The organism is Chryseobacterium sp. GW821-FHT04C04, from assembly GCF_059420365.1.
The window spans coordinates 566400-580721 of record NZ_JBWKTO010000005.1 but is presented as its reverse complement, the minus strand read 5'-3'; the positions used below and the strand labels follow the sequence as shown (position 1 = coordinate 580721).

General features: G+C 35.9%; 21 protein-coding genes. 10 read left to right on the top strand and 11 right to left on the bottom strand.

Annotated elements, in window-relative coordinates; all coding sequences use genetic code 11:
* Positions 1-46: 46 nt before the first annotated feature.
* From AC07UM_RS19485 to gldB, 10 genes are all read right to left on the bottom strand, one after another.
* Positions 47-1465 carry a CCA tRNA nucleotidyltransferase gene (locus AC07UM_RS19485; protein WP_494681681.1) on the bottom strand — a complete coding sequence of 473 codons (1419 nt, stop codon included), beginning with the start codon at positions 1463-1465 and terminating at the stop codon, positions 47-49.
* A gap of 37 nt (positions 1466-1502) precedes the next feature.
* Positions 1503-1847 (bottom strand): nuclear transport factor 2 family protein, encoded by a 345-nt coding sequence (locus AC07UM_RS19480; RefSeq protein WP_494681680.1) that lies wholly within the window; start codon positions 1845-1847, stop codon positions 1503-1505.
* A 108-nt stretch (positions 1848-1955) separates the two neighbouring features.
* Complete coding sequence (locus tag AC07UM_RS19475) at positions 1956-2504, bottom strand: L-threonylcarbamoyladenylate synthase (RefSeq protein ID WP_103234424.1); 549 nt, start codon at positions 2502-2504, stop codon at positions 1956-1958.
* Between the two features lie 111 nt (positions 2505-2615).
* The gene (locus AC07UM_RS19470) at positions 2616-3212 is read right to left on the bottom strand and encodes a hypothetical protein (protein ID WP_494681679.1); all 597 of its coding nucleotides are present in this window, start codon (positions 3210-3212) and stop codon (positions 2616-2618) included.
* A gap of 7 nt (positions 3213-3219) precedes the next feature.
* Positions 3220-3666 (bottom strand): hypothetical protein, encoded by a 447-nt coding sequence (locus AC07UM_RS19465; protein ID WP_494681678.1) that lies wholly within the window; start codon positions 3664-3666, stop codon positions 3220-3222.
* Entirely contained in the window at positions 3657-4169 is a 513-nt protein-coding gene (locus tag AC07UM_RS19460; RefSeq protein ID WP_494681677.1) for a DinB family protein, read from the bottom strand. Before AC07UM_RS19460 ends, AC07UM_RS19465 begins: the two co-directional genes overlap by 10 nt.
* An 81-nt stretch (positions 4170-4250) precedes the next feature.
* Positions 4251-4712, bottom strand: a complete 462-nt coding sequence (locus AC07UM_RS19455) for a GNAT family N-acetyltransferase (RefSeq protein ID WP_494681676.1) — start codon at positions 4710-4712, stop codon at positions 4251-4253.
* A gap of 68 nt (positions 4713-4780) precedes the next feature.
* Positions 4781-5923: a cystathionine gamma-synthase gene (locus AC07UM_RS19450; RefSeq protein ID WP_124534717.1), complete on the bottom strand. Its 1143-nt coding sequence runs from the start codon at positions 5921-5923 to the stop codon at positions 4781-4783.
* 134 nt (positions 5924-6057) lie between these two features.
* Positions 6058-6381 (bottom strand): gliding motility protein GldC, encoded by a 324-nt coding sequence (gldC, locus tag AC07UM_RS19445; protein WP_103233952.1) that lies wholly within the window; start codon positions 6379-6381, stop codon positions 6058-6060.
* Positions 6382-6404: 23 nt separating this feature from the next.
* Entirely contained in the window at positions 6405-7388 is a 984-nt protein-coding gene (gene gldB, locus AC07UM_RS19440; RefSeq protein ID WP_494681675.1) for a gliding motility lipoprotein GldB, read from the bottom strand.
* Between the two features lie 52 nt (positions 7389-7440).
* Between gldB and AC07UM_RS19435 the strand changes: the two genes are divergently transcribed.
* From AC07UM_RS19435 to AC07UM_RS19405, 7 genes are all read left to right on the top strand, one after another.
* Positions 7441-8079 (top strand): leucine-rich repeat domain-containing protein, encoded by a 639-nt coding sequence (locus tag AC07UM_RS19435; protein ID WP_494681674.1) that lies wholly within the window; start codon positions 7441-7443, stop codon positions 8077-8079.
* A gap of 11 nt (positions 8080-8090) precedes the next feature.
* Positions 8091-8621 carry a GNAT family N-acetyltransferase gene (locus tag AC07UM_RS19430; protein WP_494681673.1) on the top strand — a complete coding sequence of 177 codons (531 nt, stop codon included), beginning with the start codon at positions 8091-8093 and terminating at the stop codon, positions 8619-8621.
* A complete protein-coding gene (locus tag AC07UM_RS19425) occupies positions 8618-9151 on the top strand; it encodes a GNAT family N-acetyltransferase (RefSeq protein ID WP_494681672.1) in 534 nt (177 codons plus the stop codon). The genes AC07UM_RS19430 and AC07UM_RS19425 overlap by 4 nt, the downstream gene beginning before the upstream one ends.
* A gap of 12 nt (positions 9152-9163) precedes the next feature.
* Positions 9164-9958, top strand: a complete 795-nt coding sequence (gene nadE, locus AC07UM_RS19420) for an NAD(+) synthase (RefSeq protein ID WP_494681671.1) — start codon at positions 9164-9166, stop codon at positions 9956-9958.
* An 86-nt stretch (positions 9959-10044) separates the two neighbouring features.
* Positions 10045-10563 carry a ribonuclease domain-containing protein gene (locus AC07UM_RS19415; protein WP_494681670.1) on the top strand — a complete coding sequence of 173 codons (519 nt, stop codon included), beginning with the start codon at positions 10045-10047 and terminating at the stop codon, positions 10561-10563.
* Between the two features lie 90 nt (positions 10564-10653).
* Entirely contained in the window at positions 10654-10836 is a 183-nt protein-coding gene (locus tag AC07UM_RS19410) for a GIY-YIG nuclease family protein (RefSeq protein ID WP_494682286.1), read from the top strand.
* Positions 10837-11105: 269 nt separating this feature from the next.
* Positions 11106-11417: a barstar family protein gene (locus AC07UM_RS19405; protein WP_494681669.1), complete on the top strand. Its 312-nt coding sequence runs from the start codon at positions 11106-11108 to the stop codon at positions 11415-11417.
* A 143-nt stretch (positions 11418-11560) separates the two neighbouring features.
* Here the strand turns inward: AC07UM_RS19405 and cdd are convergent, their stop codons facing one another.
* Positions 11561-12043 (bottom strand): cytidine deaminase, encoded by a 483-nt coding sequence (gene cdd, locus AC07UM_RS19400; RefSeq protein ID WP_109737919.1) that lies wholly within the window; start codon positions 12041-12043, stop codon positions 11561-11563.
* 101 nt (positions 12044-12144) lie between these two features.
* Between cdd and namA the strand changes: the two genes are divergently transcribed.
* The 3 genes from namA (at position 12145) to tssD (ending at position 14174) form a co-directional block, all read left to right on the top strand.
* Positions 12145-13197: an NADPH dehydrogenase NamA gene (gene namA, locus AC07UM_RS19395; RefSeq protein ID WP_494681668.1), complete on the top strand. Its 1053-nt coding sequence runs from the start codon at positions 12145-12147 to the stop codon at positions 13195-13197.
* A 27-nt stretch (positions 13198-13224) separates the two neighbouring features.
* On the top strand, positions 13225-13503 hold the full coding sequence (locus AC07UM_RS19390) for a DUF2752 domain-containing protein (protein ID WP_494681667.1): 279 nt from the start codon (positions 13225-13227) through the stop codon (positions 13501-13503).
* A gap of 266 nt (positions 13504-13769) precedes the next feature.
* A complete protein-coding gene (gene tssD / locus AC07UM_RS19385) occupies positions 13770-14174 on the top strand; it encodes a type VI secretion system tube protein TssD (RefSeq protein WP_124534142.1) in 405 nt (134 codons plus the stop codon).
* Positions 14175-14322 lie beyond the last annotated feature (148 nt).

The window sequence follows — 14322 nt, the reverse complement described above, 5'->3', positions numbered from 1 at the left end:
GGGATGTTCCATCCCGCCGGGCTTTTTATATTATTTATAGATTGAATTAGATTGTCAATCCCAGTTTCTCTGCTTCAGCAATCACAAACTTTGTAGCTTCTTCTTTTTCATTAGGAATTTCCCCTTCAAGAATAGCTTCTTTTACTTTCTCTTTCAAGATACCAATTTCACGTCCTGGCTTAAGATTAAACATTTCCATGATCTCTTCCCCGGTAATCGGTGGCTGGAAATTCCTTACCTGGTCTTTTTCTTCCACTTCTTTGATCTTAACCGCTACATATTCAAAGTTTCTTTTGAATTTTTCCTGTTTTTTAGAGTTTTTAGTGGTAATGTCTGCCTTACAAAGTGTGAAAAGGTCTTCAAGGTTTTCCCCGGCATCAAATAAAAGTCTTCTCAGCGCAGCATCTGAAGCATCATCAGTGATCAGTGCAATAGGCCTTGATGAAAGCTTCACCATTTTCTGCACATATTTCATATCACTTCCCAACGGCAGTTTTAATCTTTGGAAAAGTGCCTTTACCATTTTTGAACCTAAAAATTCATGTCCGTGAAATGTCCATCCTGTGCCTTCTACATACTTTTTCGTAGGAGCTTTTCCAATATCATGGAGCAGGGCAGACCAACGAAGCCAAAGGTTATCTGTATTTGCGGAAATATTATCCACTACTTCTAACGTATGGTAAAAGTTGTCTTTATGAGTCTGTCCTTCCACTTCTTCTACACCTTTCAGTTCGATCAGTTCAGGAATAATCAGCTTCATAAGACCTGTTTGTTCCATTAATCTTAGTCCCACAGAAGGTTTTTCAGAAAGCATGATTTTGTTGAATTCTACCATGATTCTTTCCATAGAAACGATACTGATCCTTTCTGCTTCCTGCTGAATAGCATGCAAAGAGTTCTCCTCAATTTTAAAATTTAAAGTGGAAGCAAAACGTACCGCTCTCATCATCCTCAACGGATCATCAGAATAGGTCTGTGCAGGTTCTAAAGGAGTTCTTAAAATTCCTTTTTCAAGATCTTCAATTCCATTGAATGGATCAATCAGTTCTCCAAAATTTCCTTTATTTAAAGAAATAGCCATCGCATTGATGGTGAAATCTCTTCTTTTCTGATCATCTTCCAGGCTTCCCCCTTCCACTTCAGGTTTCCGGCTGTTTTCGGTATAGCTTTCCTTTCTTGCCCCTACAAACTCAAGTTCAAGTTCTTTATACTTGATCATGGCTGTTCCATACGTTTTGAATACGGAAACCTTTAATTTAGGATCTATATCCTGAGCTACATTCTGGGCAAGTTCAATACCGCTTTGTTCCGTTACAAAATCTATATCTGTAGAAGCTTTTCTTTTCATCAGAAGGTCACGCACATAACCGCCCACAATATATACAGACTGATTATTCCTTTCTGCCGCTTCAGAAATTATTTTAAATAGTTTTAAATTTTTATTTTGATTAAGATTAATTATCATCGTTAATAATAGTGTCAATTTCTACCAATGTTGCCCATTAATCATAATGAGCATACATTCTACTAATTTTTCCGTCTTCATTAAAAAACATGACTTCAACAGCATGTTTATCCATAATCGACTTATAAAATAATGCTACCGAATCTACTCCTGCCGTAGAATGAATCAAATCAAAATGAAGATCCGGAAATTTTTCCAGCGCCTTCCTCCAATATTCACGGACTGCTGCTTTTCCTTTCAAAGCGCTTTCCTTACCGCCTGTAGCCATAGCAATCATGGGAGTTGTGATCTCAATATCATCAGAGTAATGGGAGAGAATATCCTCTAAATCATGAGAATTCCATGCATTAACCCACATTTGAGCAAATTCCTGATGATTCATAGCAAATAATTTATGAGTTGAGTTTGCAAAGATAGAATTAAAAAAAAGAAATCCTGCCGATATGAACTGACAAGACTCTAAAAAAATAAACAAAAAGGTTCAAAATTTCTATTCCCTAAGAACCTTTATTCTGTTGTCACTCCATATTTTGATCACAGAAGAACCTGAGTATTTTGAAACTTTTTCTCTGTCTTCTTCTACTGCATAATCTACAAGACTGATCATTTCCTCAGAAATATCGGAAAACTTCAACGGGCTTTTTTCACCACTGAAATTGGCAGAGGTAGAAACCAAAGGTTTATTCAGTTTTGTAATCAGTTTTTTGCAAAAATCATTTTTTACAAGACGGATTCCAATACTTCCATCTTCAGCAAGAAGTTCTTTAGGTAAACCTTTTGGATTTTCATAAACGATTGTTACTGGTTTTTCGCTAAGATCAATGATTTCCCAAGCCATTTCGGGAACATCTACCAAATCCTGAAGTCTTTTTTCAGACTCTACAAGAATGATCATGGATTTGTTTTTTTCGCGCTTTTTGATGTCAAAAATTTTATTGACAGCTTCTATATTGGTGGCATCACAACCAATTCCCCAGATGGTATCTGTAGGGTAAAGGATCGTTCCGCCGGATTTTAATACTTCGATAATATGTTCCATAATTGTAAGTGAATTCAAAAAGTGGATAAAGGTAGAAAATATAAGGATTTTAGGCAAAAAAAATGAGGTTCAAATATGTTTATATAGGTAAAGCCAGTAAACCCATAAAAATTATAATCCGTGAAAAAATGAATTAAAATAAGTTGTCCGTTTAATAGGTTCAACATATTCTGCTCGTAGAATTTTTTTTAAATCCCTTTTGATAAGATGCTGTGAAAATAACACAGTGAAATTTGACCGTGCTCCTTCTTTAATTATAGTATAAAGAATAGTATTGTCTTTAAAGAAAACGATTGTAGTTTGCTCATAATTTTTTCCAAAACTATAAAACTCGGAAGCCTCGTTAAGAAAAATCAGATTGCCTGAAATTTTTGATACTCTATAATGGTGCTTTTTCCCATATTCAATAATCCTTTTTTTAGCTTCTTCTTTGTGAATGTTAAATGTAATTTGCTTTAAATGTTTCTCTGTGAATTTACAATAAAAGACATATAAGCTAAAGATCAATGAACAGATAAGGATTCCATATTCTAAGCTATTGTTGAGGGATGGTTTTATTTCTCCAAAACAAAGTATAGATGCCCCAGCTAGTGCTGAGAGCATAAAATAAGTCATAAAAGTATCCATCTTATCATACCGGGTTTCTTCAAAAACCAATTTCCTAGATTGAATACTTTCTGTAATCTTTAATTTTTTTAGTGACCTCATTTGGAAATTAGGATGATATTTTATTTCCGTTAAATTTAGATTTTATGATTGAATAAACCGAACCAACAGTTAAAAATAAAATGGAGGTTATCCATAGAAAATAACCAGTTTCTAAACTGTATATCCTTCCCATTCTTCCATTTTCAGCTGCTAAAATTTCCTTCCAGAAAAAAAATGAACTAGCGGTTAAAAAAGCTATTAAACCTAGTATAATAGAAACTGAAAAATATCTTTTATAACAAAATATAGCCGAAATAAAAAACCAGCCATTGGCAGTCCATACCAAAAATTCAAATAGGCCACCACCCAAAAAACTAATTGGGCCCATGAGAAATATTTCAAATGATTTATAATCTTTAATTGCTCCCATGTCTTCAATTTTAAAAGCTGTAAAACAAAGAGAGAGTGCAAAGATTAACAAACTGAGAAGTGCTATCCGTTTTCCTACATCCATCCCAACTTCGATAAATACCTCTCCTCAATAATGTTCAGGTGATGATAATTGTGTCCTACAATCAGTTTTCCGATGGTTTCTACAGAAATTTCATGACCATTGGCTGTACCGGTATTTTGTAAAGCGGAAGGTTGAAGGGTTTCCAGTAAGATCTGGGAAGATTTTCTCACCAATTTGTATTCTTCTAACAAAGATTCAAGCGTTCTTTTATCAGCGAAAGATTGGTCAGCATATTCATTTTCATCAAATCCCGGAAGATTGTTTTTTTCTCCTCTGGCAAAAGCTAATATTCTATATTGGAAAACTCTTTCCGTATCCGATAAATGGAGTAAAAGGCCTTTTAATGTCCATTTTCCCTCTGCATAAGCAAAGGTAGATTGCTCTTCTGTAAGATTAGAATAGATTCCTATGGTTCTATCTGCTGAAATTTTTAATTCATTCAACCAGTTTCCGGATGGAATCTGATCTAAATATCTCTGAATATATTTTTGAAAATCGGTCATATTATTTTTTGTTTTTAGGGATGGTTTTGGGGTACAAGTTTTCGGGATGTGAGATTCAGGGTAGTGAGTGTAACGTGTAAATTACTCATTACTCATGATTTGATTAGTCCACTCGTAGAAATTTACAGAGTCATAAAGCTCAAAACCGCAGGCAGGGTAAAGCTGATTTCCAATATCATTGCTTTTTCCTGTCTCTAAAAGAATACCACACGCTTTTGAAGACCGGCAGTGTTCTTTAGATTCCTCAATCAATTCTTTGGAATAGCCTTTTCCTCTGTGGTTTCCATTCACGTAGAGATCGTTCAGCAGCCAGTAGCGCTGCATTCTTGTAGACGAAAATATAGGGTATAATTGTACAAAACCTGTCAGTTCACCATTCTTTTCCACAACGAAAATTTCGGAATCTTTATTTTCAAGCCTTTCCTGAAGAAAAGTTGTCGCTGCGGGAATATCAGATTCCTTATGATAGAATATCCTGTACTGATCAAATAATTCAGTCAATTGAGGTAAGTCTGAAATGACTGCTTTTCTTGTGTTTTTCATAGGTATTTGGTGGTTATAATAAAATGAGAAGGATTTGATAACCCTTCTCATTTTAGTGTATTGTATGTTTAAGAAAAAGCTTTCTCAAGATCTGCAATAAGATCTTCTGCATCTTCAATACCTACGCTTAAACGAACCAGGTCATCAGTGATTCCCAATTCAGCACGTTTTTCTGCCGGGATTGAAGCATGAGTCATCAAGGCAGGGTGATTGGCCAGAGATTCTACTCCTCCTAAAGATTCTGCTAGTGTGAATACTCTCACTTTCTCCAGGAATTTGATCGCATCTTCTTTCTTTCCGGATTTGAATGTGAATGACACCATTCCTCCAGATTCTTTCATCTGAGATTTTGCCAATTCATATTGAGGGTGAGACTCTAGTCCCGGATAGATTACTTTATCTACCGCAGGATGAGTTTCAAGATATTTTGCTACGGCAAGGCCATTGTCAGAATGTCTCTGCATTCTTAATGCCAATGTTTTGATCCCTCTCAATACAAGGTAAGAATCGTGAGGTCCTAAAATACCACCGCTTGCAAACTGAATAAAGTGAAGCTTTTCTCCCAATTCAGCATCTTTAGCGATAAGAGCTCCTGCGATTACATCAGAGTGTCCACCCAGATATTTTGTCGCAGAGTGCATCACGATATCAGCTCCCAAATCAATCGGTCTCTGGATATAAGGTGTTGCAAAAGTATTATCCACTGCAACTAAGATATCTTTTCCTTTAGCAATCTCTACAACTGCTTTGATATCTACCAATTTCATCAATGGGTTGGTTGGAGTTTCTACCCAGATCAGTTTTGTTTTATCTGTAATAACATCAGCTATTTTAGAAACATCATCAAAATTGACGAAAGTAAATTTCAACTGATATTTTTCGAAAAGTCTTGTAAACATTCTGTAAGTACCTCCGTAAAGATCATCTACAGCAATTACTTCATCACCAGGATTCAATAATTTCAAAACACAGTCGATTGCTGCAAGACCAGAACCGAAAGCTAAACCTCTCGCTCCGTTTTCAATACTTGCCAAAGAATCTTCCAATGCCTGTCTTGTAGGGTTGGCAGCTCTTGAATATTCATATCCGGAATGTACACCCGGGCTTTTCTGCGCAAACGTAGAGGTCAAAAATACAGGTACATTTACAGAACCTGTTGCAGACTCATGGTGCTGCCCTCCGTGAATTACTTTTGTATTAAAATTCATAATTTTTTGCTTTAGGCTTTGAGCTTAAGCAATAGGAAGTATTGCTTAAGCTCATTGTTTTTTATTAAAATTTGCTCTAGGCTGAATACAAAAAGCTTACCGCTTACTGCCTGCAGCGTATCGCATATTATATTTTTTTACTTAATAGCAGATTTCACAGCAAACTCTTCTGCAATTTCCTCTATCCATTGTGCTACATCTTCTTCACCTGTTGCTCTCTGATAAGTATTTCCTAAAGAGATTAAAATCTGATGAATAAACATCTTCATTTGGTCTACAGGCATTTCTTTGGTCCAAAGATCTATTCTTAGTGCCTCCATTGCTTTTTCATCCCAAACAGAAATCATCGTTGCTTTAGTCTCCTGTTTTTCAACACCTCCATCCTGAGCGTTCCATATAATGCTTTCAGGGATATGATTTTCATCAAGCTCTACATCTATCGTAATCTGAGTCTTTCTCATTTTTCTAAATTCTAATTTTTCTATTATTTAAGTTTCGGTTTGTAACCGGATTGATTAAAAATGGTGGTTGCATCCATTTTCAGGAAAGCTGTTAACTTTGTTTCAGGTTTTTCCTTAAGGTATGCTTTACAGATCTGCCATCCTGTAAAAATTCCGATTTGTGGTGAAGATTCGTTATCGATCTCCGTATAAAATTTCGAGAAAGGTCCCGGCGAGATAAAACGCTCTCCAAGTCTCGGATCATCTCCGAAGATCAGGTTGCTTTCTACAAAATAATTCCAGATATTCGCTTCATTGCTCGTTGCCCATTCATACTGCTTCTTAGTATAATTCATTTTCAGATAATCCGGGAAATCAGGAAGAAAAGCATCCTGAAGGATCATTACTTTTCCATTCAGAATGATCTGGTCAATAAATTTCTGATGATCGGGAGATTCTGTTACAATGTTTTCTGCAAAAAGCTGTGACACCTTCGGAACAATATTCTGCGGGTTCATCGATTTTTGGAAATATAGCTCCAATCCTTTATAATGAGCATTTCCGTCTCCCATAAAACCAGTAACATCTATAAATACCAGATTTCCCTTCTGATCATAAAATATAGGATCCTGTACCATCTGTAGGGCAGATGAAAACAGGTATACCTTTGGACTTTTAAACTGTGGGAAGTAATATTTGATATGGGAAAATAAACTCTGAAGTTCCTTTTGCAGTTGAGTCTGATCTATTTTTCCAATAGCCTCCTTGTAGATTTTTATCTCTTCAGCATCAGTTCTTCTCTTTCCAAAATCGGCATCAGAAACACTTCCTTGGAACCATGGAAATTTAGCTTTAAACTGATCCAACGGAACATCCGGGCTGTAAAATTCTTTGGAAATATCAGTGATGTCAACTTTTTCGGCAGTTTCTTTGACTTCTACCTTCCATTGATTTTCAGTTTCTTTTTTGCAGGAAACAAGTCCGGCAGCTAAAACAGAAGAAAGCGCAATATATCTAAAAATCTTCATTATTTTTACATGGAATTTAAGTTTACAAAAATAAGGATTAAATACACAATTCATGATGAAAATTAAAATATTTACAACCTTTTGCCTTATTTTGGGACTTTCTTTTTACTATGGGCAAAAGCTTGAGTTTAAAGATAAAAACTTTGAAAAAGCAATTCTTGAAAATTTTGATCTGAACAAAAACGGAATACTGGAATCTCCGGAAGTTACTGTGATTACCAATCTGTTCCTTGTTCAAAAGGGAATTACTTCCACGGAGGATCTGCACTTTTTTAAAAATGTAAAAATGATTGTCCTGGATGATAATGTGATTTCCAATGTAGTGATAAGTAACCTGGACAACCTGGAATTGTTTTCTTGTACAGGATGTAAAATCTCTTCATTCAAAGCCGAAAACCTGAAGAATTTAAGTTCATTATACCTGGATAATAACCTGTTGGAAGGTATTTCGCTGACAGGAATTCCGAAAATTGATCAATTAACGTTATCTTTAAATCAACTAAAAACAATTGACCTGACTCAGTTTACAACATTAAGAAAACTGAATGTAGAACATAATAAGCTTCAAAAAATTGATATTTCCGGGAATCAGCTTTTACAAACGTTGAATGTAACCGGGAATACAATAAAGGAAACAGACATTAAGAAAGGAATAAAAACAGAGGTCACCATTTTTGGAGCTGGAGAATAAAACTAATGAGTATGAAAATAGAAACCAAACGACTTATTTTAAGAAAACTTGAAGAGACAGATGTAGAACGTATTTTTCTTTTGGATTCCGATCCTGAGGTCATGAAATACATTGGTGTACCCGTTTTGACAGATATTATTGAGTCAAGAAATGTCATCAGCACAATTCAGAAACAATATGAGGAAAATGGAGTGGGAAGACTGGGCGTTGTAGAAAAAGAAAGCGGGCTGCTGATAGGATGGAGCGGATTAAAATTGCTTACTCACGAAACGAATGGCTACAAAAACGTATTGGAACTGGGATACCGTTTTCTTCCCGAATCATGGGGGAAAGGATATGCTGTGGAAGCTGGAGTTGCTTCCCTGGATTACGGTTTTAATGACCTGAATGCAGAGGTTATTTATGCCTGTGCCCATTCTGAACACGATGCTTCCAACCATATTTTAAGGAAATTAGGATTTGAAAAAACAAGCGAATTTGAAGAACCGGACGGAATTTGCTTCTGGTACGAACTGAAGCGTGAAAAATATAATAAAAAATGATAACAATACGACAGGAAGAGAGCAAAGACTATCAACAAGTCTTTCAGCTTACGCAAGAGGCGTTCAGAGAAATGGAACACAGTGATCATCAGGAACAGTTTCTGGTAGAAAAATTGAGAAAATCTGATGCCTTCATCCCGGAATTATCATTAGTAGCAGAAGATGAAAATGGTACAATTGCCGGGCATATTCTGTTCACAAAAATTAAAATCATCAATAACAATGAATCATTTGATTCTCTTGCATTAGCACCTGTTTCGGTAAAACCTGAATTTCAGAATCAGGGGATTGGAGCAAAATTGATTCTTCAGGGACATCACATCGCGAAAGGACTGGGATATCAATCAGTGATATTAATTGGGCACGAAAAATATTATCCGCGCTTTGGTTACAAAAAAACGAGTAATTTTGGGATTTCTTTTCCATTTGATATTCCGGAAGAAAACGGAATGGCAATAGAATTGGTAAAAGACGGATTAAAAGATAAAAAAGGAGTAGTGAAATACCCTCAGGAATTTGGAATACACTAAAAAATATAAACGATGCAGACACAAAAAGTGACAGATCATATTGTAAGCTGGTTAAAAGATTATGCCACAAAAGCAAGAGTAAATGGATATGTAATCGGAGTTTCAGGAGGAGTAGATTCCGGAGTGGTTTCTACATTAGCAGCGATGACGGGCTTGAAAACATTACTGATCGAAATGCCGATCCGCCAGAAAGAAGATCAGGTAAACCGTGCACAGGATCATATGAATGACCTTAAATCCAGATTTCCTAATGTAGAAATAATGTCTGTAAATCTGACCCCTGCTTTTGAGGAATTGTACAAAACCTTCGATGTAAAAGACGATCTGTTTCCTAATGAGAAATTGGCTTTTGCCAACACAAGAGCCCGCCTGAGAATGCTTACCCTGTATTATTACGGACAGCTGAACGGACTTTTGGTATGCGGAACCGGAAATAAAGTGGAAGATTTTGGAATAGGGTTTTATACAAAATATGGAGATGGCGGAGTAGATGTCTCTCCAATTGCCGACCTTTATAAAACTGAAGTATATAAACTTGCCAAAGGACTGAATCTAATCAAAAGTATTCAGGAAGCGATTCCTACTGATGGACTCTGGGATGTAGATAGAACAGACGAACAACAGATTGGTGCAACTTATCCGGAACTGGAAAAAATCCAGAAAGAATATGGAACCAAAACAGCTGATGACTATGAAGGAAGAGATAAGGAAGTGTTCCAAATCTTCGACAGAATGCATAAAGCAGCCAAACATAAAATAGATCCTATTCCGGTTTGTGATATTCCTGAAGAGTGGAGAACATTATAAAATATACCCATTCAGCAATGTAATTATGTAACAAAAACTGATGCATTGCAGAATGGAAAAATAGTCATATTAATACAACCATTGTTATGAACAGTAAAATAAGATCTGTATTTTTTATATGTCTGGGACTTCTTTTCGGAATGTCAGCAATGTATATTTACAAAAATTTTATTGCAGATAAAAAAGATCAGTCAGATTCTGTAAAAAAGGAAACGGTACAATATGGCAGCACCTCTTCGGAAAGCCAGTACAGTGCCGGAAATTCTTCTGCTCAAGCTTCTATTGATCAGCTGACAGCAGAAAAGACAGTAATCAGCTATGTGAAACAGAATCATAAGCTGCCGGATTATTATATCACCAAAACTGAAGCAAGAAAAATGGGTTGGAACCCTTCCCAGGGAAACCTGTGTGATGTACTTCCCGGAAAAGCGATTGGCGGAGATAAATTCGGAAACAGGGAAGGGCGTTTGCCGGATGGAGAAAAATATTTTGAAGCAGATGTAAACTATCATTGCGGAGGAAGAAATGCCGACCGTATCATCTATACTCAAAATGGCGAGGTATACCTTACCAAAAATCATTATAAGAGCTTTGATAAACAATAGTTGTAAATAACAAATTGTCATTGCGAGGAACGTAGTAACGAAGCAATCTCTAAAAAATAACCAAAGGTGAAAGCAGGTTTTGTTTACATCATGACGAACAAAAATCACACAACTCTTTATACAGGAGTTACTTCAAACCTGCCTAAACGTGTTCAACAGCATAAGGAATCATATTATTCACAAAGCTTTACCTCGAGATATAATTTATATGTTTTGGTGTATTGGGAATCTTTTCAGGAGATTGGTGATGCTATATTTAGAGAAAACAAATAAAGGCTGGTTCTAGACAAAAGAAATTGGATTTAATCAATAGTATAAATTCTGATTGGAGAGATCTTACGGAAGATATTAAAAGTATTATGGATGTTTTCTGAGATTGCTTCGTCGCATAGCTCCTCGCAATGACCAATATATAATTTGTATTTAAATAAGGATAAGTATTAATTTTGAAAAATAAAAGTGTTGTATGGGTAGCTCTGAAAAGATTTCTGCAAAAAATGCAAAACTTTTTTAATCAATAAAAATTGGAAATTTAGTTCTATATGAAGACAGTATATATCGATTTTACAGACATAGGTGACTATGAAGATTTTTACACCCAGTTAAAGGAAAAAATTAAGCTTCCTGAACACTTTGGTGATAATCTTGATGCGCTTTTTGACAGCATTACAGGGGATGTGGAAATGCCCCTCCACCTCGAATTCGTAAATATGACCGTAGATCAGCTTGAAATTTTTGAAGACCTGCTGACTACTCTTGAAGATGCTGAAGAAGAAGTGGAAGACTTTAGCTTTAGCTATTATCTGGAGCAATATGAAGACGATGAAGATGAGGAGGTAGAATCTGAAGAATAATAAAAAAAGCTGTTTCAACGTATGAAACAGCTTTTTTTATGCTGAAATGTGAAGCTTTTTACGATCACACCATGTCAAGGTTTTAAACCTTGATATGGTGTAGAAATTTCTTTACATTTTACTCTTTCTTTTTTTACTTTGTCTTACAAAAACGTAGAATCAAAATAAAAAGGCAGCAGATCCTTTACCGCGTGCACTTTTACCACTTCCTCATTCATGCTTGAGAAATAAAGGTCGATATCCTCGTCCTGTTTGGTTTCATACTCTATCAAACTCTGACGGCATGCTCCACAAGGAGGAATCGGTGGATTTTTCTCATGGAATTCTTTAGGCCCCCCTACCACGAAGATCTTTTTTATCTTCATATTTGGAAAATTAGCGGCTACCCAAAAAACAGTCGTTCTTTCGGCACAAAGTCCGGAAGGATAGGCAGCATTCTCCTGATTGTTCCCAGAATAGATTTCTCCATTTTCCAATAACACGGAACAGCCTACCAAAAACTGAGAATAAGGGGCATAAGCGTTCTCACGAGCCTCTTTGGCTCTTTCAAATAATTTATTTTCGATATCACTCAGCTCACTGCTATTTTTAAAATATTCGTAACTGATCTGTATGTCTTTTTTCATATATTGTCAACTAAAAAAGGGGGGTAAAATTAGTTCTTTTTAATGAGGTGGGCAATATTTTATTCTTCCCGTAAATACGTTCAATTTTTTAAAAGAGTAAAATGTTATACACACCAATACAATTCAGAAATGTAGAGTTGAAAAACAGATGGGTAATGTCACCTATGTGCATGTATTCATGTGAAAACGGAATGGCCAATGATTTCCATTTCGTTCACTATGGAAGCCGGGCACAGGGAGGTACGGGATTACTTTTCGTGGAAGCTACAGGCGTAGTGCCCGAAGGAAGAATCACCAATCACTGTATGGGAATCTGGAACGATAAGCAGGCGGAAAAACTACAGAGAATCGTAGAGTTTGTTCATAAAAATTCTGACAGCAAAATAGGAATTCAGCTGGCGCATGCCGGAAGAAAAGGTTCAACATGGAATAACCTGCAGATTTCTATTGAAGAAGGCTGGGAAACCGTTGCACCAAGCCCTATCCCGTATCATCCCACAGAAAGGATTCCGCATGTATTGGGCACGGATGAGGTAAAGGAAATGGTTCAGCACTTTAAAAAAGCCGCCCGAAGAGCAGTGAAAGCAGGCTTTGATATTATTGAAATTCACGGAGCGCATGGATACTTGATTCATCAGTTTCTGTCGCCGCTTTCCAACATCAGGACAGATGAATATGGAGGAAGTTTTGAAAACAGAATCAGGTTTCTGATTGAAATTGTAGATGCTGTCAATGAAGAACTCAATGAAAACACCGCGCTCTTTGTAAGAATTTCTGGAACAGAATATGCTGAAAACGGCTGGGATATTGAAAGTAGTGTTGAATTGGCTAAAGTTTTAAAAGAACATGCTGTTGACCTCGTTGATGTATCAAGCGGAGGGAATATACATGGGGCAAAAATTTCAGTTTTTGATGGCTATCAGGTTCCCCTTTCATCACAGGTTAGAAATGAAGCTTCTGTGAATACGGGGGCTGTAGGGTTAATTACAAAGATAGAGCAGGCAGAGGAAATCCTTCAGAAAGGAGATGCAGACCTTATTTTTATAGCAAGAGAGATTCTGAGAAATCCATACACTGCCGTTCAGGGATCTTTTGAAATGCAGGAAAATTGCTTTTTCCCACACCAATATACGAGAGCTAAAATCTCTTCTTAATGAATGGATTAATCTAAAACCTCAGAAATGAATATCGAAGATTTCATGCTTTCATGCCCCAGTAAAAAGTTCCTTGGAGTAGAATGCCTTGGATGTGGAGCTCAGAGGGCAATTGTCATGGTATGTGAAGGGAAGTTTTCTGAGGCTTTTCAAATGTATCCTGCGGTATACACCTTGTTGCTGTTTTTTTTTACCCTTGGCCTAAGTTTTATTGATAAAAAAAGAAAGTACAGTAATATTTTAATGATTATGGTAATCGTTAATCTTATTATTATGATAACTTCATATCTGTACAAACATTATTAATACAACCAGAAATGGAAGCCAGACACGAATTTTGAACAATATGGGATATAGAATGAGTATGTGTAGAAGATTTTTAATGAAAAATAAAACAAATCAGTTTAAAATTCTAAAATTAATTTCTACTGCAAAAATTTAATAAATGTCGTAGAACTACTACAATTTCTGAAACAGTGCCTTAAAAACTTTTTACATTAGAACATGAAGTCTATCTTTGTTTTATAAATCCTATAGCAGGGAACAGTTGTTAATGATTAAAATTTAAGAATATGGCAGGAAATTCAAGAGGAATCTTAAAATTCAATGGAGGAGAAGGTCAGAAGTTATTAAAGCTTAACTACAGCGTATCAAGATCTACAGACATTTCAGGACGTGTAGCATCTGATCCGTCAAACGCACTGATTAAAGTAACAATTGAAGCAACAGAAAAATCTGATGTTTTAGAAAGCTTATTAAACAGCAAATATAAACCTACGAGCGGAGAGATTACATTCAACAAATCTCATGAAGAAGGAACATTGATCAATTTGAAGTGGGAAAACGGATATGTAATTCAGCATGAAGTAGACTTTGATGCTATCGATAGCAACAGTATGCTGATCAGCTTTATCATAAGTGCTGAAAGTATTACTTATGGAAATTCATCTTATGATGGGCTTTGGCCAATGAGCTAAGTCTTTCATGAACCAAAAATAAAAGACTGTCCTTATAAGACGGTCTTTTTTTACCTTAAACGATATTCTGCAGGACCCTTGGGCTATCCTTGTATATTTTCACCCAGCTGAATAATCGTTTACAAAAACTAATCAAATCACAAAAAAT